Source organism: Bradyrhizobium sp. 187, from assembly GCF_023101005.1.
Classification (GTDB): domain Bacteria; phylum Pseudomonadota; class Alphaproteobacteria; order Rhizobiales; family Xanthobacteraceae; genus Bradyrhizobium; species Bradyrhizobium canariense_D.
Window position 1 is genome coordinate 5,639,880 of record NZ_CP064693.1, and the last position, 22,980, is coordinate 5,662,859.

General features: G+C 59.7%; 21 protein-coding genes and 1 pseudogene. 8 read left to right on the top strand and 14 right to left on the bottom strand.

All coding sequences use genetic code 11. From position 1 onward, the window contains the following. Positions 1-17 precede the first annotated feature (17 nt). Entirely contained in the window at positions 18-326 is a 309-nt protein-coding gene (locus IVB19_RS27315) for a hypothetical protein (protein WP_026234026.1), read from the bottom strand. Positions 327-523: 197 nt separating this feature from the next. On the opposite strand from IVB19_RS27315, the gene IVB19_RS27320 reads away from it, so the two are divergent. Beyond that, a complete protein-coding gene (locus tag IVB19_RS27320; RefSeq protein ID WP_247820154.1) occupies positions 524-1,930 on the top strand; it encodes a DHA2 family efflux MFS transporter permease subunit in 1,407 nt (468 codons plus the stop codon). 884 nt (positions 1,931-2,814) lie between these two features. Here IVB19_RS27320 and IVB19_RS27325 read toward each other — a convergent pair. Continuing rightward, positions 2,815-2,988 (bottom strand): hypothetical protein, encoded by a 174-nt coding sequence (locus IVB19_RS27325; protein ID WP_247820155.1) that lies wholly within the window; start codon positions 2,986-2,988, stop codon positions 2,815-2,817. 862 nt (positions 2,989-3,850) lie between these two features. On the opposite strand from IVB19_RS27325, the gene IVB19_RS40765 reads away from it, so the two are divergent. Further along, complete coding sequence (locus IVB19_RS40765; protein WP_524536764.1) at positions 3,851-4,573, top strand: hypothetical protein; 723 nt, start codon at positions 3,851-3,853, stop codon at positions 4,571-4,573. A gap of 51 nt (positions 4,574-4,624) precedes the next feature. On the opposite strand, the gene IVB19_RS27335 is transcribed toward IVB19_RS40765, so the two are convergent. From IVB19_RS27335 to IVB19_RS27355, 5 genes are all read right to left on the bottom strand, one after another. After that, positions 4,625-5,296, bottom strand: a complete 672-nt coding sequence (locus IVB19_RS27335; protein WP_018460415.1) for an ABC transporter ATP-binding protein — start codon at positions 5,294-5,296, stop codon at positions 4,625-4,627. Further along, the gene (locus IVB19_RS27340) at positions 5,293-6,036 is read right to left on the bottom strand and encodes an ABC transporter ATP-binding protein (protein ID WP_018460416.1); all 744 of its coding nucleotides are present in this window, start codon (positions 6,034-6,036) and stop codon (positions 5,293-5,295) included. Before IVB19_RS27340 ends, IVB19_RS27335 begins: the two co-directional genes overlap by 4 nt. Continuing rightward, positions 6,036-6,992: a branched-chain amino acid ABC transporter permease gene (locus tag IVB19_RS27345; RefSeq protein ID WP_247820157.1), complete on the bottom strand. Its 957-nt coding sequence runs from the start codon at positions 6,990-6,992 to the stop codon at positions 6,036-6,038. Before IVB19_RS27345 ends, IVB19_RS27340 begins: the two co-directional genes overlap by 1 nt. Further along, positions 6,992-7,870 carry a branched-chain amino acid ABC transporter permease gene (locus IVB19_RS27350; RefSeq protein WP_338014231.1) on the bottom strand — a complete coding sequence of 293 codons (879 nt, stop codon included), beginning with the start codon at positions 7,868-7,870 and terminating at the stop codon, positions 6,992-6,994. Before IVB19_RS27350 ends, IVB19_RS27345 begins: the two co-directional genes overlap by 1 nt. A gap of 75 nt (positions 7,871-7,945) precedes the next feature. After that, positions 7,946-9,247 carry an ABC transporter substrate-binding protein gene (locus tag IVB19_RS27355; RefSeq protein WP_018460419.1) on the bottom strand — a complete coding sequence of 434 codons (1,302 nt, stop codon included), beginning with the start codon at positions 9,245-9,247 and terminating at the stop codon, positions 7,946-7,948. Positions 9,248-9,512: 265 nt separating this feature from the next. On the opposite strand from IVB19_RS27355, the gene IVB19_RS27360 reads away from it, so the two are divergent. Further along, positions 9,513-10,712: an IS256 family transposase gene (locus tag IVB19_RS27360; RefSeq protein WP_247820158.1), complete on the top strand. Its 1,200-nt coding sequence runs from the start codon at positions 9,513-9,515 to the stop codon at positions 10,710-10,712. Positions 10,713-12,760: 2,048 nt separating this feature from the next. Here the strand turns inward: IVB19_RS27360 and IVB19_RS27365 are convergent. Beyond that, positions 12,761-13,438, bottom strand: coding sequence for a TetR-like C-terminal domain-containing protein (locus IVB19_RS27365; protein WP_247820159.1), 678 nt, complete (start codon positions 13,436-13,438; stop codon positions 12,761-12,763). 534 nt (positions 13,439-13,972) lie between these two features. Between IVB19_RS27365 and IVB19_RS40770 the strand changes: the two are divergent. Beyond that, positions 13,973-14,404 (top strand): annotated as a pseudogene (locus IVB19_RS40770) (AraC-like ligand-binding domain-containing protein); the annotation flags it as partial. Positions 14,405-14,601: 197 nt separating this feature from the next. Here IVB19_RS40770 and IVB19_RS27370 read toward each other — a convergent pair. Further along, positions 14,602-15,150 (bottom strand): hypothetical protein, encoded by a 549-nt coding sequence (locus IVB19_RS27370; protein WP_247820160.1) that lies wholly within the window; start codon positions 15,148-15,150, stop codon positions 14,602-14,604. Between the two features lie 273 nt (positions 15,151-15,423). On the opposite strand from IVB19_RS27370, the gene IVB19_RS40775 reads away from it, so the two are divergent. After that, entirely contained in the window at positions 15,424-15,879 is a 456-nt protein-coding gene (locus tag IVB19_RS40775; protein ID WP_524536765.1) for a zinc-binding dehydrogenase, read from the top strand. 21 nt (positions 15,880-15,900) lie between these two features. On the opposite strand, the gene IVB19_RS27380 is transcribed toward IVB19_RS40775, so the two are convergent. Next, positions 15,901-16,074, bottom strand: coding sequence for a hypothetical protein (locus IVB19_RS27380; protein ID WP_247820162.1), 174 nt, complete (start codon positions 16,072-16,074; stop codon positions 15,901-15,903). 219 nt (positions 16,075-16,293) lie between these two features. Here IVB19_RS27380 and IVB19_RS27385 point away from each other — a divergent pair, with 219 nt between their 5' ends. Further along, positions 16,294-16,905, top strand: a complete 612-nt coding sequence (locus IVB19_RS27385; protein WP_247820163.1) for an HdeD family acid-resistance protein — start codon at positions 16,294-16,296, stop codon at positions 16,903-16,905. A gap of 154 nt (positions 16,906-17,059) precedes the next feature. Here the strand turns inward: IVB19_RS27385 and IVB19_RS27390 are convergent, their stop codons facing one another. The 4 genes from IVB19_RS27390 to IVB19_RS27405 form a co-directional block, all read right to left on the bottom strand. Continuing rightward, positions 17,060-17,281 (bottom strand): hypothetical protein, encoded by a 222-nt coding sequence (locus tag IVB19_RS27390; protein ID WP_247820164.1) that lies wholly within the window; start codon positions 17,279-17,281, stop codon positions 17,060-17,062. Between the two features lie 351 nt (positions 17,282-17,632). Then, complete coding sequence (locus tag IVB19_RS27395) at positions 17,633-18,655, bottom strand: glycosyltransferase family 4 protein (protein ID WP_247820165.1); 1,023 nt, start codon at positions 18,653-18,655, stop codon at positions 17,633-17,635. Positions 18,656-18,743: 88 nt separating this feature from the next. Continuing rightward, the gene (locus IVB19_RS27400) at positions 18,744-20,363 is read right to left on the bottom strand and encodes an alpha-amylase family protein (protein WP_247820166.1); all 1,620 of its coding nucleotides are present in this window, start codon (positions 20,361-20,363) and stop codon (positions 18,744-18,746) included. A 169-nt stretch (positions 20,364-20,532) separates the two neighbouring features. Next, positions 20,533-21,240 (bottom strand): helix-turn-helix domain-containing protein, encoded by a 708-nt coding sequence (locus IVB19_RS27405; protein WP_247820167.1) that lies wholly within the window; start codon positions 21,238-21,240, stop codon positions 20,533-20,535. 437 nt (positions 21,241-21,677) lie between these two features. On the opposite strand from IVB19_RS27405, the gene IVB19_RS27410 reads away from it, so the two are divergent. After that, a complete protein-coding gene (locus tag IVB19_RS27410) occupies positions 21,678-22,148 on the top strand; it encodes a PRC-barrel domain-containing protein (protein ID WP_247820168.1) in 471 nt (156 codons plus the stop codon). Positions 22,149-22,166: 18 nt separating this feature from the next. Beyond that, positions 22,167-22,820 (top strand): hypothetical protein, encoded by a 654-nt coding sequence (locus tag IVB19_RS27415; RefSeq protein ID WP_247820169.1) that lies wholly within the window; start codon positions 22,167-22,169, stop codon positions 22,818-22,820. The last annotated feature ends 160 nt before the right edge of the window (positions 22,821-22,980 follow it).

Sequence of the window (22,980 nt, forward strand, 5' to 3'; positions counted from 1 at the left end):
TCCTCCGCTTCGCTTGTTCAGGACTCGTCCAGCATACGATAGTTGCCGACGATCCTCACATCACGAACCAGCGGCGGCTCCGCGCAGCGGTCGCGGATGCCGTCCTGGAACGTCTGAAATGCCTTGAGTTTCGGAATCGGGCTCGAGCCGTTTTCGGCCGCGGCCTCGACAAGATGGATGAAGGTGTCGTCCTCCAGCCGTAGCGTCAGGTAGCGCACGCCGTCCGGGCCGGCCGCCTTCAATTCGGCAAATACGGCCGAAACCAGCTCGGCATTCCGATCGGCCAGCTCCGGCCTGGCCTTGTACCTGATCAACGTCCTTCTCATCGCGCGCTCCTTGCTGATGTCGCGACCTGGTTCGCTCAAAATCGGGCAAATGGCCGCATCACCCCTAGGACGTTTGCCGGCAGGCGAAGGATGCGGCCCGGAACAAATTATTATTGGGCGCATCCTTTGCCGCTCAGCCCTCGTCTAGCCCGCAGAACGCGCCGCGACAGGCTGGCGCGACACACGGAGACAGGGCGATGCAGACCCCGATCAATCGCGCCGCGCAGAACTGGGTGCTCGGCGTCACCGCGCTGGCATCCTTCATGATGGCGCTCGATGCCATGATCATCACGACAGCATTCGCGACCATCCGCGCCGAATTCGGCAGCCCGGTCGAGACGCTGCAATGGACCGTCAACGCCTTCAATCTGACCTTTGCCGTGCTGCTCCTGACCGGCGCCGCACTCGGCGACCGCTTCGGTCGCCGCCGGATGTTCGCGGCCGGGCTCGCCCTGTTCGTCGTTGCATCGGCGGCCTGTGCGCTCGCAGGCAATGCCACCGCTCTGATCGCCGCCCGCGCGCTGCAGGGCGCCGGCGCCGCGCTGGTGATGCCGCTGGCAATGACGATCCTGAGCGGCACGTTCGGCCGCGAGGAGCGCGCCCGCGCGCTCGGCATTTTCGCCAGCATCACCGGCTGCGCGCTGATCATCGGTCCCGCCATCGGCGGCTTCATTACCGAACATTTCGGCTGGCGCTGGGTGTTCTGGATCAACCTGCCGATCGGCCTGATCGCGATCACCCTGGTACTGGCACGCTTGCGCGAAAGCTTCGGCCCGGCCGCCGCATTGGACATCCCCGGACTGGCGCTTGTCGCGCTTGCGGCGCTGGCGTGGGTGTGGAGTCTGTTGCGCGGCAACGCCGTGGGTTGGGCGAGCGCCGAAATCATGGCCGCGCTGATGGCAGGCCTGGTGTTCACAGCCGGCTTCGTTCTCTGGGAATTGCGCGCGACCGCGCCAATGGTGCCGATGCGGCTGTTTGCATCGCGGGCGCTTGCCTCCGGCATGTCCGCCAGCGTGCTGTTCTACGCCGCGATGTACGGCGTCTTGTTCCTGCTGCCGCAGTTCCTCCAGACCGCGCTGGGCTTCGACGCCTTCGGCGCCGGACTTCGCCTGCTGCCCTGGACCGCGACGCTGTTCGTCACCGCCCCGATCGCCGGCGCGGTCGTCAACAGGTTCGGCGAGCGGCCGCTAGTGGTGACGGGATTGCTGATGCAGGCGATCGGACTTGGCTGGATCGCGGAGCTCGTGAGCTCTGCGGTTACCTACTCCGCCCTGGTCGCGCCGCTGGTGCTGGCCGGCGTCGGCGTCTCGATGGCGATGCCGGCAGCACAGAACGCCATCCTGAGCTCGGTCGCGGTGGCCGAAATGGGCAAGGCGTCCGGCATCTTCAACATGGGACGCTTCCTCGGCGGCATGTTCGGCATCGCCGCGCTGGTGGCGAACTTCTCGGCGCATGGCGGGGTCGATTCGGCCGCTCATTTCGAGAGCGGATTTGCCGCGGCGATGAGCCTTGCCGCAACGCTGTCGCTGGCCGGCGCGATTGCCGGGTGTTTCCTGCCGGCACGGCGGCGGACCGCCGGAGCAGCCGCGCCGCAGGATGCGTGACACTGACAGCCATCATCAAAGCCGGAGGCGAGATGATCGCTTCGCGACCAAGTGCTGGCCTTCAATGATCGGCTAGCCGGCAGAATACCGGTTGCAGTTTCGACCACGTCCGCCGCCGCGCCCAAGGCACTGTCAGGGCGCGGCCCGGCCTTGCGGACGATGCCGGCTGCGCGATCGGACTCGCGCTGGAGCTCTTCGCGGGTAACGATCCCGGTTGGCCCTGTGGCCGCGTCGACATCGACCGCGGCGACGCCCCCCGGCAGCGCCTTGACGTCGCTCCCCGATCACCTGCCCCGGCGAACAAGCGAATGCGCACGGGGCCGCGACGCCTTGGAGAAATTCTCTGGTTGGCGAAGCTATCGAGGCACGAAACCGAGAGATACTCGGTGATCTTCTCGGGCTCCAGGAGCCCGAGCTGGAACGAATGCGCAAAGACGGGGTCATCTAGCCCGTTGGGCAGCATCCTGTGACGATACCAACCGATTCTGCAGCAACGGTCCCCTGCGGCGACGGGGCAGAAACAAAGGAAAGTCGCGCAGCAATCCGACCGCAAAACCTCCGACAACAAAACGTCGCACGAGACCCGTTTTGTTCTCGGCGACCCTTCTCGTTAGTTCTTGAAGAAGAAGGCTTATGCTTGGTGGGCGCACCAGGGCTCGAACCTGGGACCCGCAGATTAAGAGTTTCATCTTTCACAATAACTTTCAGCTACTTAGCTGTAAAACGCCGTCACAACAGCACTATCGAAATCAACAGGTTACAGACGAAATGTAAATTGCTCGGCGGCGCCTTCTGTACCTGCGACCCCTGCGTCCCGGACGCAGTGAACATCTTCTAAGTTGTTGATCTTTCTCTCATCGGCAGGTGCTTCCGTCCCGTTTTGTTCACGCTAGTTTCACCCAATTCGTTGCGTTTCGTTGCGGCGGCGGCGAGGGATAACGGCGCTCGGCGCACATGCGAGCTTTGGCGGCGACGCGCATTTCGGCGGCATGGGACATGAAGGCGGATTCGGCGGCGGCGCCCGGTTCGGCGGCGAGCACCTCGGCTTCGGCGATCATGCCGCCGGCCTCCGCCAGCACGCGTTTCACAGCTACGGCCGCTACCGGCCCGGATATGGATTCTACGGCGCCTATCCGGATTGCTATGATTGGTACGAGCTGCATCCCGGCCGGCCGTTGCCGCTGAGCTGCAGCTAGATCGGCGCGCACGGCGCTGATCGGTCCGGATCGCATAGCGTTACGGTCCGGGCCGATCGCGCTAGCGCAGTTTCATGGCGTGCCTGTCGGCATGCGTGATGGCGAAACACGCAGTTTCGCGTTCTCGCGGCGCGTTTCGCCCGAGCTTTGCTTCGTCGCTTCACCCTCAAAGCCAAGAGGGCGCAGGGAAGGCCGGGTGCCGGCTGGCACCCGCGGTCCGCTGCGCGAAGATGTAGCGCAAAAGAACCGCACAGCAGCATACAGGTGTAGCCAATCACTCGGCCTTCCCTGCGCGATGGTTGGACGGCTTATGCCGTGCTCTCCCGGGAGCCGAACTTTCCTTTTGGCCTCCCTCGCCGCGCGAATTTGAATGATGCTGTCCGCCCGGGTGGGCTCGCACACACCTCCGCGACAGCTTGACCGTAGCAACGACGGCCAGGACCACACGTCTATATTTTGGCATTCGGTGAAAAACACCGAAACTAACAAAAGACGTTGAAACAAGTGTTTTTCGACTACCCTGATGCAGGCTGTTTCAGCGGGCTTCACCAAATTAAGGGCCCGGCCCTAAGCCTTTCAGCGTCCGCACGACAAGCTGAAAGCTCCTCAAAGCCGAGCCCTTTGGTCCCAAGCCTGAGGAGCCGAAACCACATGGATAATTGCATCGCCCCCTTTCCCCGTCGGCAAGCGCGGCCGCAACAGCAGCGTCATCCTGACCGACCGCCTGTGCGAGAAGCGGGTCGCCAAGCGGACCAAAGTCTACGACCGGAAGTGCCCTGGTCTTTACGTCAGCATCACCACGGCGGGCGCGGCGACCTTCTCGTTCAAGTTCACCGACCGGAAGACCGGAAAGCAGCGCACCGGCTGGCTCGGCGTCTACAATCCCGAGACCTTCACCGTCGAGGACGCGCGCAGCACGGTTTACGGCCTCAGGGCCAAGGGTGGCGACGCACTCGCCGAGACCTTCCGCGACCAGAAGGCCGCGAAAGCGCAGCGTGGCAAGACGGTCGCCGAGATCATTGAGGAGCGGATCGAGTGGATGAAGACACTGGTCAAGAAGCCGGACGGCGAGATGGGGCCCCGGCTGGAGGCTTGGGAGAATATGCCGAGCCACCTGCGCCGGCTTCTCAGTGCGAGACTTGGCAAAACACTCGCAAGAGACGTCACGAAGCATGACATCGCGACACTCTCGAATGACATCGTCGCGGGCAAGTTCGGCAAGCCCTCCGTCAGCAACGCACGTCATATGCGCAAGGCCGCCTCGGGGTTGTTCAACTGGGCGGCTGAAGCGGGCCGCGACTATGTGACGGCCAGCCCCTGCGGACAAACTAAAACACCTGCACTAAGCCGACGTGCCCGAAATCCAACGACGGACGATCTGAATCGCGACGATTACGAGGAACGGTCGAAACAGAGTGCCACGATCACGTGGCAGAGCGGACGCTGAATCGGTAAACCGCCGAGGTCTGCTTAGGCCGGCGGCTCCTCCACCGCGTCTTCAATTAGCTTGGCGGGCCTCGATCTCACCTCTTTCAATGGTGAGCGTCACGTCGGCAAAGGTTTCGAGCAGCTTTGGATTCGACTCGGTGATCAGCAGCGTAATGTCCTTATCCTGCAAACGAAGCCGCCGGAGTGCTTCCGCATATCGCTGCGCTAACACAGGCGCGAGACCCTGAAATGGCTCATCCAGGATAAGCAGCCGGGTACCAAGCATAAGCGCCCTCCCAAGCGCCACCATCTTGCCTTGGCCGCCCGAGACCGATCCCGCCGGACGTTTGGCAAGCTCTTTGAGTTCCGGCAGCACCGAATATGCTCGCTCCAGCCGCCGCCGCGTCTCGTCCGGATTCAGCTTGGCGACACGACCGGGAAGCAAAATATTTTCTTCGACGGTGAAGGCGGAAAACAGACGCCGGTCCTCAGGCGCGTAGCCAAGACCCAGCGACGGCCGGCGATGCGGCGCGATCGCTCCAAGATCTTCGCCGCCCAGACGAACGGTGCCGCTCGCTTTTGTGAAGCCCATGATAGTGCGCACGGTCGTGGTCTTGCCGGCGCCGTTTCGCCCGATAAGCGCTGCGCTCACACCCGGCAGCAGCGAGAAACTCACATTTCGCAACACAGGCGCGTCAGCAATCGCGACGTTGACATTCTCGAAACTCAGCATCGGTGTCATATCCCGATCACCTGTTCCCGGACCTTCGGGTCCGCCAGAACCTCAGCCGGCGTCCCAACCATCTGGATCTTGCCGACATTCCACACGGCGACGCGGTTGGCATAGCGCTCCACCATATCCATGTCGTGCTCGACGAAGACCGAGGTGACTTTCTCCTTTGCCAGCGCCGTGGTTAGAATGTCCATGATGGTGAGTTTCTCTGATGACGCGACGCCCGAAGTCGGCTCATCCATCAGGAGGAGCTTTGGCTTCAGCGCGAGCGCGAGTGCAATATCGACCAGCTTGCGTTGCCCCTCGGGCAGTTCGCGCGCCGTTCGTTCCGCATACGATTTGACACCGACGAGATCCAGCAGCCGCTTCATTTCCGGCACTTCCGGCATGAGAGAAAGAGCCTGGAAACCAGACGGACGGCCTCGCAGGGAGGCGGCCGCGATCAACATGTTCTCCATCACGGTCTGGTCGAGGAACAGCTGTGGTATCTGGAAGGCGCGGGCAATGCCGAGCCTGGTGATCGTACGTGGCAGCTGCGCGGTGATGTCGTGGCCGAGAAAGGTAACGGTGCCGGCTTGCGGCCGAAGATAACCGGTCGAGATATTGAGGAACGTCGTCTTGCCGGCCCCGTTCGGCCCGATGATGGCAAGGTTTTCGCCTTCCAGGACGTCGAGGTCGATGCCATCGGCGGCGATGACGCCGCCGAACCGGATCTTGATGTTCTTGGCAGAAAGCAGGACGTTGGCCATTAATGCGCTCCCCGCCCGGATTGACCGTAGCGCTGGCGGAGGCCGATAAGGCCGTTCGGCGCGTAAAGAATGATGACGACCAGCACGACGCCGAGAATGAGCTGCCAAGAATCCGCCAGATGCGCCGCGGCATAGAACCGTACGCATTCGAACATCGCCGCGCCTGCAAACGCACCGAAAGCATGGGCGCTGCCACCGAGGATCGCGATGAACACGAACTCGCCGGACTTGGTCCAGAAGCCGAATTCGGGGGTCGCGATCTGCTGAATGATCGATACCAGAGTGCCGCCTATGCCGCCGAGAAATGCGGAGAACACGTAGCCGATGAGCAGCACGCGCCGCGCCGACATGCCAAGATATTCGAGCCTGGTTTCGTTAGATTTCATTGCCCGCAACATGTGACCGAGCGGGCTGTCGAGATAGCGTTGCACGCCGTAGAAGGCAGCAATCGCGACCAAAAGGCTCACGTAGAGAATAACGTATTGGAACGTCTCCGGCGTGAACGAAAATCCAAACAAGCCAGGACGGGCGACCCGGATGCCGTCCGCGCCGTTAGTGTAGTGGAACATTTTCTCGAGCAGCGACCACAAGACCATGGAGAATGCCAGGTTCAGCATTCCAAAGAAAATTTCCCTGTAGCGAACCACGAACAGGCCGACGATCAGGCCAAAAACGGTAGAGGTTATGCCTCCCAGCGCGAGAAAGATCAGGATATCGCCGCCGCCGATGTACTTGCCCCAGAACGCCGCGGTATAGGCGCCGGTGGCGAAGAACATCGCGTGTCCGAACGATACTTGTCCCGCCTGCAGCAACAGGACGATGCCGAGCACCACGATGCCCTTGGCGAGGATGAGCGCGAATAACGTCGCCCAGCTCGCGACGAAGAGCGGCAGTACCGCGCTGGCCAGAAACAAGATGATTGCGACTGCCGTGATCGGCTTGATACGGCCCGCCATCAGATTTTTCTCATCTGCAACGTACCGAACAGTCCGAACGGGCGCACCAGAAGCACCAGTACCATCAGCAGATAGGGTACGAGAACTTCGAACTCCGGCTGCAGATAGATGACGAAGGCGCGCGTCAAACCGATCATAAGGGCCGTAAGGGCGGTGCCCTCGATCTGCCCCAGACCCGCAGTGGCTGCCACCGCGAACGAGAGCACGATCATGTCCGCGCCCATGCCTGGCACCAGCGACGTGGTCGGCGAAGCAAGCGCGCCGCCGAGCGCCGCCAGGCTCGCCCCGATGATGAACGTAATAGAGTAGACGCGTTGGGCGTCGATGCCGATGGCGGTTGACGCCTCCCGATCCTCGGTTACTGCTAGAATCACGGCTCCCGCAAGAGTTTTCCGCAAGAAGTAACGCAGTCCGAACAGCGTCGCGACTGCCACGCCTGGAAGCAGGATGACCTGGTAGGACGTATAGTTCACGCCGAATACGCTGATGTTCGGCAACAGCTTCAAGGGCTCAGCAGCGAAGATGGGCTGCACGCCCCAGATCAGACGCTGCAGATTGTCCATGATCATGAAGGCCGCGAAGGTGATCAGGAGCTGCAACACGTCGTCTCGTCCGTAAAGCGGCCGCAACAGGAAGCGCTCGATGAAACCGCCGCACACAAACCCTATGACGATGGAGGCAACCAGCAATGCGGGATAGGTAAGCCACGGCGACACCTGCGCAATCACGAGGCTCAACGTCGCGGCGAGATAGGCCCCAAAGGCATAAAGCGACCCGTGCGCGACATTCACCACGCGAAGCACACCGAAAATCAGGCTCAGCCCGACGGAAACCAGGAACACCAAGGCGGCGTAACTGATCCCGTCAAGGACGGCCAATATGGCGAGAGTCGAATTCATGGAGACCTTCAGGAAAGCCGTCCTGCGGTTTTGCCCGGAGGACGATGATCTGGCCTACTGCTTGAAGGTCGGAACGTCCATTTTAACGAATTCCGGCTTGAGCGTCTTCAGCCACTCGACCGAGCGCACGCCCGCCGGATTGGTGATCACCTTCGGATCAAAGATCATCATGTTGTCGAGCAGTTTGAAGTCATAGCCCGGGAAAGACTTGGTGACGCCGACGAGCTGCGCTTCCAGACCTTGGTTGTCCTCGGGCCTCAGCGTGATCGGCCGGCCGAAACCGGTCGCGAACTCGGTGCCGGAGGTTGCGTCTACGACCTGCTCCCGTGTCGGCCAGTTGCCGCCATTGGCCTTGATCGCCTTGTCATAGGCAGCTTGCAGCGCCGTGAAAGCCTGCGCCATGTGGTAGACGGGGTAAATCGGCCAGGCGCCGGTCTTTGCCTTGAATGCCTCGGCAAACGCCTTGAAGGCCGGATCGTTCTTCTTTTCAGGATGCAGGAACCAATGATCGCCACGCGCGCCGACGATCAGGCCTTCCGGCAGATCCTTGCCCAGTCGCTGGATCGAGGATTCGCCGATGCCCAACACGAAGGTCGACTGTTGCAGCAGGCCGCGTTGACCGGCCTGACGGACCAGCGTGTCGAGATCGCCGCCCCAGGAGGTGGTTAGAACGACATCCGGCCGCAATGCCAGTAAGCGCGAAACTTCGGTGGAATAGTCCGGCGCACCGAACTTCGGAAAAAGCTCCGCCAACACCTGAACGTCGGGCTTCAGCGCCTTCAATGCGGTGGAGAAGATCTCCCAGCTTTCGCGGCCCCACGCGTAGTCCTGATTGACGACCGCGATGGTCTTGAAGTCGGGCTTTGTCTTAAGGAGATAGACGAGCACCGCCAGCATCTCCGGCGTGCCGTTAGCCTGCGTGCGGAAATTGTAGCGATATTTCTTCGTCTCCAGAATAGAAGCCGCACCGCAATCCCACATAAAGTTCATGACTTTGAGGTCTTCGGCGACCGGGACAAGCTGATTGCAGCTGCCCGAGGAGATGGAGGCGAAAGTCACGTCGACCTTTTCGTCTTGCACCATGCGCCGGTAGTTCGAGACCAATGCCTCGCCGCCGGCGCCTTCATCGATGAAAGACAGTTTTACCGGTACACCGCCGATTCCGCCCTTCTTGTTGAGGTCTTCTGCAATCATCTCGGCCGCGGCCTTTGCCGGTACGCCGAATACGGAAGCCGGTCCCGACAGGAAAGTGGTGATACCGATCTTGATTTCCGGCGGCTTGCTCTGCGCAAGCGCAGCGCCCGTAAAAGCTGTGATGACTAGACCGGCTGCAACTGCGGCTTTCAGCAAAAGCATTTGAATCTCCCCATTTTTAACTTGCGTTGACCGGGCGGCCATCGCGATTTTTCTTGCCGCGACGCTACTTATAATTCTGAAATATTGCCAGCACTTACTAGTTGCTGGGGTCGTGTCCCCGGTGGTGGTGTAGCTCGGTAGAGCAAAGCCGCCCGGATGCGCGCCTTCAAATAGCGCCGTAGCGGGCGGGCGGCTTTGCGGTGGTCACCGGCAGTTCTCCGGTAGGATCGGGTTGCGACACGCCAACGCAACCGAGGAACCACCGATGACCGAAGACATGATGAACCTGCGCACGCTCGTAGAGAAGACCCCCGACGCCGATCTGCTGCGCGAGATGATCGGCTTTGCCGCCCAGCGCCTGATGGAGCTGGAAGTGGAAGGCCAGACCGGGGCGGCCTACGAAGAGAAGAGCCCCGAACGCCTGGCCCAGCGCAACGGCTACCGCGACCGGATCTGGGAGACCCGCGCCGGCGCGGTTGAGCTGCACATTCCCAAGCTGCGCGAGGGCTCCTACTTCCCGGGCTTCCTGGAGCCGCGACGCATGGCCGAGAAGGCGCTCACCGCCGTGGTTCAGGAAGCCTATGTGCAGGGCGTCTCGACCCGCTCGGTGGACGACCTCGTCCAGGCCATGGGCATGACCGGCATCTCCAAGACCGAGGTCAGACGGCTGTGCGGCGAGATCGATGACAAGGTGAAGGCCTTCCTCGCCCGTCCGATCGAGGGCGACTGGCCGTATCTGTGGATCGACGCCACCTACGTGAAGGTGCGCCAGAATGGCCGCATCGTCTCAGTCGCGGTGATCGTCGCGGTTGGCGTCAATAGCGACGGCCGACGCGAGGTCCTCCGCATTGACATCGGCCCTTCCGAGGCCGAGACGTTCTGGACGGCGTTCCTGCGCAAGCTCGCCCGCCGCGGCCTGCGCGGCGTCAAGCTGGTCGTGTCCGACGCCCACGAAGGCATCAAGTCCACCGTGGCCAAGGTGCTCGATGCCAGCTGGCAGCGTTGCCGCGTCCACTTCATGCGCAACGCGCTGGGCGCATGCCGGCAAGAGCGGGCGGCGCGTCGTCTCCGCCTTCATCGCCACAGCGTTTGCCCAGGACGACGCCGAGGCCGCGCGAACCCAGTGGCGCAAGGTCGCCGACCAGCTCCGCCCCAAGCTGCCCAAACTTGCCGGCTTCCTCGACGAGGCCGAGACCGATGTGCTCGCCTACATGACCTTTCCGCACAGCATCAGACCAAGCTGCACTCGACCAACCCGATCGAGCGTCTCAACGGCGAGATCAAACGGCGGACCGAGGTCGTCGGCATCTTCCCCAACGAGGACGCCATCACTCGCCTCATCGGCGCGATCCTGCTCGAACAGAATGATGAATGGGCCGTCCAGCGTGCCCGCTACATGACACTGGAAACCATCGCGCCGTTGAGCGATGATCCGAGCGTCAGCATCACGGCTATCGCCAGCTGACCAGCCCGGCTCCAGCCGGCGAACGCGGTGACCCGCCGCCAGCTACACCACGCCACGGGACACGATCGGTGCTGGTGGGAAGGGCTTCCGCGGCTCGACAGTATATAATGAGATTGGTTCAGTATGCTCATGAACCTTACCGACCGTCCCACTTACCCCCACTCGGAGCGGTTATCGACTGCGAAGCGTGAATGCGCCTTGGCTACGTATGCCTCTGGAGAGAGAAGTGATGAATTTAAAGGGTGTGGTTGCACTCGCTTTCAAAGCGAACGCGCTGTCGCATCACCACTGTCCCCTGTGAGCCCTGCCGCGCATGCGATAGCAATCGTTCGACAGAGCCGTTTAGCAATTTCGAGTTCCGTTTTCCACTTCTGCAGAATAGCTATCGCCATCGCAGAGCCAATAGTCGTCGAGCGGTTTGAAACCGGTCAAAATTCACTGCCACTCCCACTGTCCAGTGGCGATCGAACCGGTCTCTGCCAATCGTCTCCACGGAAAAAGGTAATTTCTGCGGTTTGGGCTGGAGACTTTCGACGACTTCTCGCCAAGGTTGCCGGTTTCAGAGGAACAGAGACTTTCCGCACAAAAATCCCGTAAAATGCGGCACTTTCAGCCAATACGGTCCCACTCTCTATAGTTGAGTGACTGCTTGGCTGCGGCGGGAGGGATCGAACCTCCGAATGGCGGAATCAAAATCGCCGATGCACAAATCGGTCTATCGGCGCTTCGAGACGGGATCGGTTCTCCTCTATGACCGCATGGCGGCTTATTGGCCAGACAACATAAGAGTTCACATCGACTTCAAGCACTATTTCGGTGGAGGCGCTGCGCAGCTGCCCAATGCGTCGCTGATGAAATTGAACAGAAGTGGAAAAATGCCAGCTATGTCGGGCGGCTCTGATCTACATACAACATCAAGGAAGTGGTTCTGCCGGACGGCCTTCGAGTCGCCTTGGCCTCCGTCGAGACGGACAGAGTAGATCACAATGCCGAGAGTGGACTCGCCGGCTGGCCGTCAAGAACACCGTTTGAAAAACCGTTTTAGTCCGTCGGTCTCAAACGGTTTCTCTTGCTAAGGTCTTGATTTATTTGGTGGGCGCACCAGGGCTCGAACCTGGGACCCGCTGATTAAGAGTCTCATGTTCTACTAACACAAACAGGTACTTAACTGTAAAATGATCATTCAATAGGCCTATATAGACCAATAGGTTACAGGTGGATTGTAAATCGCTCGCAGCCCGCGAGCCCTGCGTCCCGAACGCAGTGAACATCTTCTAAGCTATTGATTTTCTTGCGATGGCGATCGCTTCCATTCCGTTTTGTTCACGCTCATTTCACCCAATTCGTTGCGAATTCGTTGCGGCGTCCTGGAAGAGAACAGGGCCTGCGGGAGATCTGAGATAGTTGGATGCGGGCTGAAACTCCTGGCCGCCGGCAACGCGACGCCTTTCCAAAGCCCAATCCCAAATGAAGAGCCAACAGCGGCACCCGGGACAGGGGCAGTGACAGCGATCGCCGAAGTCGAGGCCCTAAGGACCCCGGCGAGGAGCCAGGTATGCGCAGCGCATAGGGCGTGGCCCGCTTCGCGGGCACGCACTCCGTTGAGCCGTGACAGATCTCTCAGTTTCGCGGGCCTTAGTCCCGGCGGTTATCCGACTGAAAATGGGCATTCGTCGCACGATCATCCCGTCTGGCGAGCCTTGCCCGCCGAGGGATGTAAAAGCTGGTGAACTGGCAATCGGATGGAACAACAAGCAGACAGCCAACGGTCATCTCAGGGACGGGTGGTGGCCCGCGCCATAGAGGACAAGTTGATGGGCCTCGGACAGCTATCGTCGAGGAGTGGTCGAGGAATCGCTCGGCATGGTGCGCGCGACTATCACGGAATCTCAGCGGCTCCCCGAGCCGAGGAGTCCTCGCGGGAGAGCCGGTGCTATTCCTTCGGCTGGCCAGTTGGCGGAGCTGATCGTTGGCTCCGTTGGATGGCAAACCGCGGACACGCTGCGCGCTGTATTGGGACATGCGATTCCCGCGTTAAGCAGGGGCCATCAACCTTCAGAGATTGAAATGGGTGAAGGGCTCATACTAGATCCTTGGACGGCTCGTCGCCGCGGACATGGAATTCGTAAACCTAATTCAGAGCGGTTTGTCTCGCTGACACGCAGGCCCGCAATAAAAATGTCCAGCGCCCGCTCGTACGCCTCATCGTAAGAATATGTATGTAAGAACGCGTCCATGAATTCGTGCAGAGCAAAGCCGCGGACCAGGCATCGGAGAATCTGCAAAGCGTCATCGCCTTCACGGCCGCAGATGTTGCATTCAGCGAACACCGCGACCATGAACTCGTGGAGTTCCTGATAAGCTCGACGCCATTCCGGACATTCAGTTACAGGTGCACGAAAAGTTGCTGCAGCCAGTCCAGGGTGCTCGACCGCAAACCGGCGCATTTCACTGGCGATTGCCCTGAGTGCGGAAAAGGACGATTTACCGCTCCGTGCGCTTTCGAGGCGACCCAACAAATTCCGGCACGACTTTATCGCAAAGAAGCGCCGGATCTCCGGAATACTAGTGCGTGGTTCACCTGAGGCGAGTTCCAATTCGGCCGCAATGTCGTCCGCGAGCCGCTTGTCCCAGTTAGACGCCAGAATTTCATCGATCGAGAAGTCGCGCGGGTGCTTCATCGAGCGGATTCCTTTCCAGGGCGTAGCAAGGCGGCTGCCGTTCATAACTGACTTCAAGTTCGTTCCCGCGGACCCAGACCCGCTTGCATTGTCGAAATACCAACTTGGGGCTGGACACGAAGATGAGAAAAAACCTAGTGAGGTCATGCGGGTCTCGGACGAACAAGCGTGCGCCACCATCCCAGACGCTTGGAACCTGGCAATCAGTCGACCAGGACTCATCAAGGGCGACGCACCGCGCATCGAGCGGATGAGTGAATGTGACCCTTTTCGGTTCAGTGCGAAGCGCTGGAAAGCCTAACGTGTGAAGTCGGCTCTTCGCAGGATCAACTCCGGTCGATTGCCTTGGAGCTATCGACGGCGGTTTCGCTCCGTGTTCGGACGTGTTCAGCATCGCTGCACCGCGCAAGTAGTTTTACGGGATCTTCGGCGGGAAATTTTCGGTCGTTACTTCTTCGACAGTTAAGGGATGCGGCTGTAGGACTTTTCGAACAAGGCTGAGCGTAAGCCCCTTCCTCGCAGGGCGCTCGGTCAAATGAGCGCCATTGCTCGGCCAAACGACGGTAAAGGACTCGTTACGTGCAGACAGTTTTCTCAACCGATCAAGTCCATGCTCGCGACCGGTTTGACTATTGGCATAGTAGCGTCGCTTGCCAAAGGATTGTGGAGCACGAGACGATCCCGGCGGATCGGTTGAACTTTGGCGCCTCAATTGAAGTAGGTGGCTTGGGCAATCTGGAACTTTCCAGTTTTCATAATTCCCCTATGCAGGTAGGCCACACCCTGGCGCACTTGGCTCGAGCGCGTTCCGACCAACTGTTCGTATGTTATCAGGTCTCTGGCTCCGTCTTCATGGCACAAAATGCACGTGAAGTGACTTTGAACGCGGGAACCCTTACGTTGATCGATCCATTGCTTCCCTATGATTGTAGATTTCTTGATGGCTCAAAGACGCTCGTTGTGAAAGTGCCGCGGCTCGAGTTACGGGCCCGCCTTGGTCGAAATCGGGAACTTGTCGCCCGTCTCGTCCGTCCGGTCCAGGTCGACGACAGCTTGGCCGGCGTTCATGGCGCCACGCTCATCATTTTTACCGCGATCCAATTGAGAACCGTCAATGCACAGCCCCCGGTGCCGATACGCACTGGAGGATCCCGATCAAGCCCATCGTACCGTGAGCGAGATAGCATATGGGTGGGGATTCTGCGATCTCACTCACTTCGGCCGGCTCGTCGAAGCATCGCGCCGCCAAGAGACCCTGCCCAGATCGCGAGGTTTTCGAGATTGACGCGCCGTACCCATACGACGAGAGCGTTGGGGTCGCTGAGATTCTCCCGCCACCATTGGTCAAGTAGCTGACCGGCATGCGGCAATCGCGACAACCAAGGTGGAGCGGCAATCCCGTTAAGTCCGAGCGAGTTGAGCGAGGCCAGCAACGCACCGCTTCCCTCGGCAATCTGCCGTGCCAACAACATGGCCGGCACGATCACGAAACATGCCATAACAAGGGTGAAGCATAGTGGAGCCAGGACCTGTGGTCGCTCGCCGCCGATCGCCGACAGACGGTTGTAAAGTGGCCAAGTTGCGATGGCGATGATGGCGGCCCAGGCCAACGCTGCCATAAATTCCCACGCGACCCAGGCCGCCAGAACCACAACGACCGCCCCGATCACGACACGAGCCGCGGCCTGCACCCCGGCATCGACTGACGGAGTTCCTGGATCCGCGTCCCTGGAGACATTTCCTTCGCCGACCAGCATGACTTTCTGCCTGCGGGATCAAGCTTGGAATCACGCACGATGCGTGCTCTCGAGCTAACCGACACGATTCGGCAATCGGTCGGTTCCAGCGTTGATGACCGTCAGCCCGACCGTGATTTTCGATAGGACCTCCAGCACGCAGGAGCTATTGCGACAACAGGTCTGACGGCTCTGCAAGGCATCGACGATGCCCTGACCTTAAGGAGGGGTGAGACAATCATCATTCATGGCGCCTCGGGCGGCGTCGGCACACTGGCGGTTCAATTTGCCAAGCTGCGTGGCGCTCGCGTATTTGCTACGGCCTCCGGGATAGAGGGCGCGGAACTGGTGCGAGAGATGGGTGCCGATGCGGTCGTCGATGGCAAGCGGGTCGTCGACATCGACGATCGTGCGCGCGCTTTTGCGCCCGAGGGAGTTGATAGCGTGCTCGCTCTTGCCGGCGGCGACGCACTCGGGCAATGCCTCGACGCGCTTCGACCAAACGGAAGGGTGGCTCATCCGAACGGCATCGAACCAGCGCCAAGGAAGCGACGCGGTATGATATTGACCCGATATGACGCCGTTGCCGGGGTCCGGGAATTCGAGCACCTCAATGACGCAGTACAGGCGGCGAAGCTCAAGATCCCGATCGCAGAACGTTATTCGCCGGCTGAAGCCCACAAGGCGCACTTACGTCTCGAGGCAGGCGAGGTCCTTGGAAAAATCGTGCTGACAGTTCACGGCGCATGATTGCGAGGACCCGTTCCTCCCCTACGAAGCGTGGCCCGGGTCCAAATGGTAGAGCGCCGTCTTCTTCGCGCGCTGCGGCGTCATCTTGGCTGGGTCGGGCGCTCCGGGAACGCCGCGCGGCCCCAGCAGCTCGCGCTGAATATCATCTTCGGACTTCTCGGGTTCAACCCCGTTGATGGGACGCTCTTTTGGCATTCTATCTTCTCCTTCGTCTCGGCACAAAGTGCTCAGCGCGATGGCTCATCATACTGCTCGCGAAGCGGTGATGCTGCGATTTGGGAATACTACGTAAGGCGCCTCTGGCGTTCGAATTGTCTCGTAACGTGCAAAGCTTGATAGCTGTCATGGCACGTGGTGGCGGCAGGCCGCTACTATGGCCGCACCGGGAAACCGACAGCTATTTTGGAGCTAGACATGACCAGCACGACAATCAACAGCAATGCTGACTTCAACATCGACTCGGCCTCCGCGATGCTTGCCAAGAATTGGTGGCTGTTCCTGCTGCGGGGCATCTTCGGAATCATCTTCGGATTGCTCGCTTTTGTCTTCCCGGGTCCCACCATGCTCTCCCTGGTGTTGTTGTTCTCGGCCTACATGTTGGTCGACGGCGTGGCAGGAATCATTTCCGCCGTTCGTGCGATGCGACGGAAGGATGAATGGGGACTGTTGATATTTGAAGGCCTGCTCAATATCGCCGTCGGCGTTGCCGCCTTTATCTGGCCGGGCCTGACGGTACTTGCCTTTGTCTTCATGGTCGCCGCCTGGGCGATCGTCTCGGGCGCGCTGATGATGGCTGCTGGCTTCCGCCTCAAGCTTGATCATGGCCGCTGGTGGATGGTTCTGGGCGGGGTGTTGTCCCTCATTTACGGCGCGCTGCTGGTCGCTATGCCGCTGATCGGGGCCGTGGTGCTTACGTGGTGGATGGGAGCTTACGCGATGGCCTTTGGTATCGCGCTGGTCGTTTTGTCCTTCAAGTTGCGCACCCGCCAGAACGAGGAGACTGGCTCCCTCGCCGCGGCGGCGTGAGCCATCCCGACAGCGGCCAAGTTAGTGCGGCAGCGCAATATGTCGCGATGGGCTTTCCGGACTCATGCACCGCAGCAAGGGCGGAACTATTCGACAACCGCATCGGCGAGGGCGGCACGGTGACGCCGAGAGCGTTCGCCGCCGCCGAGCGGTCTTACCGCCGTTCGACAATGACTGTTCCCCTCACCACGAACAGGGTCCGGTCGCCGTTAGTGGCGACATAGGTGTTGCGGGAACGCGCCGCAGCTCTTTTCAGGTCGGCCGGCATCCGCTGCACGGCGCGGTGACATGCTGTCCCATTGCTCGGGAATAGCTTTCCACGCAGGTCTTCAATCTTTTGGCCGCGCACATGCTGATGAAAGAAGTAGCGAGGCATTGGGCCTCCTTTCTCCATTCAAGAGTCAACGAGCGGCAGAGCGGTTTGTTCAAAAGTGAACTTTGGGGGTAGGCCGGGAAACTCGGACGCCGAAGCGCCGGAGCCCCAGTGGCCTCGGTACTCCCGGTGCACCGGGGATCACCCCGGAAACCACCATCTCCGTCGATAGAGCGGCCGCGATGAACATTCGCTGAAAACCAACGATAGCTTCCAATAGGTTGATCGTCCAAGGCGCTGTTACTTTGCGGCGTACTGAACGGTGCGGATCAACTTGGCTCGCCAGGCAAGGTCGTCATAGGTCTTGGCGATCTTACGGAGCGATTCCTTGACCACATAGAATGTCCAGCTCTACTAAACCAAGAGAGCGCAATATTGGCGCAAGTAATCTCGTGCCATCCGCTCCGCCGTGAAGCGCTCTTCGAAGCGCGCGCGGACGCGCCCGCGATCGATTTGCCCAAGCCGCGTCACAGCCTCAATTGCTTCGTCCTCATTTTGGACGATGAAGCCGGTCACGCCTTCCTCTATCACCTCGGGCACCGAGCCGGATCGGTAGGCTATGACCGGCGTTCCGCAAGCCATCGCCTCGATCATCACCAATCCAAACGGCTCGGGCCACCTGATTGGGAATAGCAAAGCGGCTGCCCCTGCAAGGAATGGCTGTTTCGAGCCGTCATCTACCTCGCCGACGAGCTGGATTTGTTTGCCGTCGATCTGAGGCTCTATCTTCTCCCTGAAATAACCAGCCTCGGCGCGAGGGACCTTGGCGGCAATCCGAAGCGGCATTCTTGCGGCGAGAGCGATGCGGATAGCATCTTCGGGGCCTTTGTCCGCTGTCAAGCGCCCAAGAAACGCCAAGTATGATCCGGAAGCAAATGAAGCGCGGAACTGGCCGATGGGCAGACCGTGATAAACCGTCGCACACCAGTTTGCGCATGCGAGAGGAATGCGCTGATTATCTGAGATGGATACAAAACGGGCTTCTGGAAATTTGGCGATCACGGCCGGCAGTCCCGGCAGATCCAGCCGGCCGTGCATCGTCGAGATAAATGGCACGCCTGCGCGATTGAGGATAGGCAGATGTAGCCAGTCGATGTGAGCGTGAATCACGTCGAACTGGTCTGCGCAATGGGAAACTGCTTCCAGTTGGGCGGCCAGAGCCGCGTTCGGGTCTGAGCGTGGTCGACCAAGGCGAAGGGCTTTTGGCCACACGGGAAAAAGCGTAGCTCGGGTCGTGGAATCACCGCTCGCAAAGAGGGTGACCTCATGCCCAAGCTCGACGAGTGCGTCCACCAGCCAGGCAACAACTCTTTCAGTACCGCCATAGAGCTTTGGCGGGACACTTTCGGCCAGAGGAGCAATCTGGGCAATCCTCATTGGAATACTCCAAACCGAGCTTGCGTCTCAGCGGCCGGCATTCGAACCGGATCGCGGAGAAGGTCGCTTCTATCCGGCAAGTGCACCATCAATCCATGCGAAACCAACGATATCCGTAGCCATCAAGTTCAATCTCAGCATCCAGGTTGGCGTTTGATGAGTAAACGCGGTTACCGAAGACGTCTCTCAGCTTGGATCCTTTCGGAAGATCCGTGACCTGGACACTGCACTTAACTTTCGACAAGTTGTGCAATGTGAGCGCTGATCGGGCCTCCCACACGAATTGTTGGGCCAGAACAGTGGACTGATCGCTTTGCGGCAAACTCAAATCGCCCCACCCGATTTCCGGGCAAGACTGGCGGGTCTCGACCAGGCGTCGCAGCCAATTGAAGAGCGAGTCCGGATCTCGCTGCTGGTCGACAGCATTGACCTTGGCCGGAGCGTATTCGACGTCATTGATAATGCGGTGAAGTAGTCTAGCTGCGGGCCGAGAAGAAAACCCGCCATCTGCATCATTGGTCCACTGCATGCACGTTCGCACCGGCCATCGCTCCGGAAGCGCCAGGTCATCACCGATTCCGAGCTCGTCTCCGTAATAGATGACCGGTGTGCCAGGCACGCTGAAGAGCAGGCTGAAAGCGAGTTCGATGCGCCGGCGATCATTCCCAAGGATGCATGCCAGCCGGCGGCGAATTCCGCGGCCGTAAAGTTGCATGTTTCGAGCCGGAGCAAAGGCGGTATAGATTTCTTCACGCTCTTCGGGCGCCAGCCGCCCAAGATCAAGCTCATCGTGATTGCGCAAGAACTGGGCCCACTGAGCGAACGGTGGCAGCCGAGGTAGCGCGGCCAGACACCTCTGCAGTGGTTCGGCGTTCTCGCGCGCAAGCGCCAGAAACAGATGCTGATTCAACAAGAACGCGAACAGAAGGTGTATGCGCGATCCATCGCCGAAGTAATGCTCGAGTTCGGAAGGAGCGACGTTAGCTTCCGCCAGCAGGACGGCATCACCTCTACGCCACGACAAAAAGTCACGAAGTTCTCCAAAGAACTCGTATCGGTGTTTTGCTGGCCGATCCGGGTGTATCTCCTCAACGACGAACGGTGCAGCGTCGATGCGAAATCCTGACACGCCGAGCTCGAGCCAAAAGCCGACGATTTTAAAAATCTCTTCGCGCACGGCAGAGCAAGCTATGTTTAGATCGGGCTGATGCTGATAGAATCGATGATAGTACCAGGCGTGGGCACAAAGATCGTAAGTCCATACGCTCAGTTGAACCCCTGGAAAGACGACGCCTTCCGTGCTGTTTTCGGGCTCCGCATCTGACCAGATATAGTATTCGCGAAATGGTGATTTTGGATCGGCGCGTGCCTGCTGAAACCACGGATGCCGCTCCGAAGTATGATTGATAGGGAGGTCGATGATCAACCTCATGCCGCGCAGTCGCGCTTGATGGCTGAATTCGACAAAATCGCCAAGCGTTCCGAGTGCTGGCGCTACATTATAGTAGTCCGTCACATCGTAACCATGGTCAAGCCCGGGACTCGGATAGAACGGAAGCAACCAAAGGCAATTCACCCCGAGTTGGGCGATATGGTCGAGCTGCGCTGCCAATCCCTCGAAATCGCCGATACCATCGCCGTTACCATCTTTGTAGGTGGCCACGTTCAGGCTGTAGATTGCTGCGTTCTTGTACCAGAGGTCAAGCAACGGCCCATCTTCCTTCCAGAATTACTCCCGCAGGACAACCACGCTTACGTCCGCTTTATCGCTGTAGCGACGCGCTACGACAGACTCGCCGCCTACCTTGCCTTCGTCCAACGCGCCTCCATCCAGCCTTGGTCGGTCGCGCGTCATGAGCCCACGCCCCAGAGCACAATTAGGCAGCGATCGTGTCAGAACCGGCGTTCGGATACTTTCTACCGATTTGGTGCTCCAGTGCATCGCGATCCACAATTCGGACTGTTCGAATCCCAGTCAGAGCAATGATACGGCGCTGCTGCAGATCCGAAAACGCACGACACACAGTCTCCACGGACACGGCGAGGTACTCGGCGAGATCATACCGCGTGATCGGAAGCCGAATGTCTCCTCGCTGGTCTCCGTAGCGCTTCTCAAGAAGCAGCAGGAAGGCACTCACCTTGTCCGCCGTCGTGACCCCCCCGAGGACTACGAGCTGCTGTCGGGTCCGTTCCAACGATTGAAAGGTGATCTCTCTCAGTTCTCTTGCGACCTGGCGATCGCGCTCGCCGAGATTCTCGAGCCGCACTCCGGAATAGCCCGCGAGTACAGTCTCTTCCGTAACGGCCTCGATCGGTTCTTCTCTCTGGCTGCTGCCGACAAAGAAGAAGTCCTGCACCAGCATCAGATCCAGGATCTGCCGGCGCCCATCGGTGCGGATGGTCGACCGCCGTACGGCGCCGGCAATCACGTAGTACCAATGTCCCGCGGGACCGTCGTCCTCCGGAACCTGCTGGTCGCGGTTCAATTTTACAATTGCGACCGATCCATCGAGCGGCTTCAGCGCGTGCGGCTGTGCGGCGAAAATCCTTCGATAGTAGTCCGCTGGGTGGATTATCGGCTTCATTTCTCTGTCCTTCCCTCTTCGGCCTTTTGCTTCAAGAATTCTCGGCGGGAGCAACGATCCACTCGCTGGCAATCAACTATCGGCAATACAACCGTGTAAACGTGGGAAATCTTCATACGTATAAACACGTAACGGCGCTTGAGACGCCCTCAAGACGGGGCAGCATCGCGACAAGGTCGACGGTGAATCTCTCGATGGTGCGTGCGACCGAGTCGTCGGGCCCCTACTCGGATTACGGCTCGATGGTTCCAATGGCTTCGTTTCTCTCACGGCATCGATCCAGACGCAGGTTGCCGCAAATTCGCAGTCATGACGGTTGGACAATCAAGGCATTCACCCGCGGTGGCGATTAAGCGATCTGCGAATTGACAATGGTCAGCGCACTGCTGGTTCAAAGGGGGTACTCGCTAACCCACTGACAGTCACAGGAGAGAAACATGGAAGCAACCATCCGACGTCCCCTTTCAAAACTCATGGTCAGCGCGGCTACGCCTTCCCGGCAGAACGCGGCGAAGTGGACGAAATATTCCGGTCTGGCGGCACTTGCCGCAATCGTGGCCGTCCTCAGCAGCAATCCCGCCCTGCCTCAGGCTGGCGTAGCTCTCGTCAAGGTCGACTTGAGCGTCGTCGCCCAGGGCTATCGCATGAGCAAGATGATCGGCAGCACCGTCAACAACGACAAGAATGAGAAGATCGGGAGCCTGGATGACGTGATTGCCAGCAAAGACAAGAAACAACTCGACTTCGCGATTCTGCAGGTCGGCGGCTTTCTCGGCGTAGGCGGCCATCTGGTCGCGGTGCCGTTTGATAGCCTCGTCATCGATGACACCGGCAGCAAGGTCACTCTTCCCGGCGCTTCCAAGGAAGAGCTCAAGAAGCTATCGGAATTCCACTACCGATCCTCTTGACGGCCGCATCAAATGTCGATGTCAAGATCAACCGACACGATCCTGGACCGTACCCGCACTCGCGAAGTGACCGGTGTCTTTCACTCGCGACGTACGCTCGATGACGCGGCCCAGGATTTTCTTCTGTCGGGATTCGATCGCTCCGACATCGACATCAGCGCTTCTCCCGACGAAGTGCAGCGACGGCTGAATTACGCTGTGATTCCTCCGGCCGATCTCGCCGACATGCCAACCACGCCGAGACAGCCCTTCTTTGGCGACGACGATCTGCTTGGCGCCGAAGCCGTCGCCAGCAGCGTTCTCGGCTGCATCGCAGCGGTTGGCTCCGCTCTTTTCCTGATAATCAAAGGCTATGAGGCTATGGCAGTCGCCATGTGGTCGATCCTGATCGGGATCTTCACAGGTGCGGTCGTCATAGTGCCCATATACCGACTACTGCGCCGCGAGCGCGCCAGAGGTTTGGAGCCGGTAGCAGAATGGGATGGCCTCTTGATTTGGGTTCGGGTTCGCGCACCTGAGAAGGAAGCTCAGGCCCAGGAGATTCTGATGCGGCATGGCGGGCAGGCCGTGCACGTCCATGAAATCGATCTGGAAAAGCGGCCGGAAGATCTGCCGCTGCACTCACTTCGTCCGGATCCCTGGCTGGGTGACGAACGCCTCGGGCGACCGTAACGAGGCCGCGACACATGCTGCGGCCGCGTCATTTCTCCCAGTTGCTTTCACTAGGCTCACAGAGATCATCTTTGGCGACCTTCATGCAGTTCGGATCTCACAAGCTCAAGCGAGAAAGTGGAGACGGAAGTTGACGGTCGTCATGGCTCGCTTGCTCGTC

Bases quoted from the DNA above. Each gene is read 5' to 3' on its own strand.
- IVB19_RS27315 (WP_026234026.1), bottom strand. From the start codon at position 326: ATGAGAAGGACGTTGATCAGGTACAAGGCCAGGCCGGAGCTGGCCGAT.
- IVB19_RS27320 (WP_247820154.1), top strand. From the start codon at position 524: ATGCAGACCCCGATCAATCGCGCCGCGCAGAACTGGGTGCTCGGCGTC.
- IVB19_RS27325 (WP_247820155.1), bottom strand. From the start codon at position 2,988: ATGATCGCCGAAGCCGAGGTGCTCGCCGCCGAACCGGGCGCCGCCGCC.
- IVB19_RS27335 (WP_018460415.1), bottom strand. From the start codon at position 5,296: ATGACACCGATGCTGAGTTTCGAGAATGTCAACGTCGCGATTGCTGAC.
- IVB19_RS27340 (WP_018460416.1), bottom strand. From the start codon at position 6,036: ATGGCCAACGTCCTGCTTTCTGCCAAGAACATCAAGATCCGGTTCGGC.
- IVB19_RS27345 (WP_247820157.1), bottom strand. From the start codon at position 6,992: ATGGCGGGCCGTATCAAGCCGATCACGGCAGTCGCAATCATCTTGTTT.
- IVB19_RS27355 (WP_018460419.1), bottom strand. From the start codon at position 9,247: ATGCTTTTGCTGAAAGCCGCAGTTGCAGCCGGTCTAGTCATCACAGCT.
- IVB19_RS27360 (WP_247820158.1), top strand. From the start codon at position 9,513: ATGACCGAAGACATGATGAACCTGCGCACGCTCGTAGAGAAGACCCCC.
- IVB19_RS27365 (WP_247820159.1), bottom strand. From the start codon at position 13,438: ATGAACGGCAGCCGCCTTGCTACGCCCTGGAAAGGAATCCGCTCGATG.
- IVB19_RS27370 (WP_247820160.1), bottom strand. From the start codon at position 15,150: ATGCTGGTCGGCGAAGGAAATGTCTCCAGGGACGCGGATCCAGGAACT.
- IVB19_RS27380 (WP_247820162.1), bottom strand. From the start codon at position 16,074: ATGCCAAAAGAGCGTCCCATCAACGGGGTTGAACCCGAGAAGTCCGAA.
- IVB19_RS27385 (WP_247820163.1), top strand. From the start codon at position 16,294: ATGACCAGCACGACAATCAACAGCAATGCTGACTTCAACATCGACTCG.
- IVB19_RS27390 (WP_247820164.1), bottom strand. From the start codon at position 17,281: ATGCCTCGCTACTTCTTTCATCAGCATGTGCGCGGCCAAAAGATTGAA.
- IVB19_RS27395 (WP_247820165.1), bottom strand. From the start codon at position 18,655: ATGAGGATTGCCCAGATTGCTCCTCTGGCCGAAAGTGTCCCGCCAAAG.
- IVB19_RS27405 (WP_247820167.1), bottom strand. From the start codon at position 21,240: ATGAAGCCGATAATCCACCCAGCGGACTACTATCGAAGGATTTTCGCC.
- IVB19_RS27410 (WP_247820168.1), top strand. From the start codon at position 21,678: ATGGAAGCAACCATCCGACGTCCCCTTTCAAAACTCATGGTCAGCGCG.
- IVB19_RS27415 (WP_247820169.1), top strand. From the start codon at position 22,167: ATGTCAAGATCAACCGACACGATCCTGGACCGTACCCGCACTCGCGAA.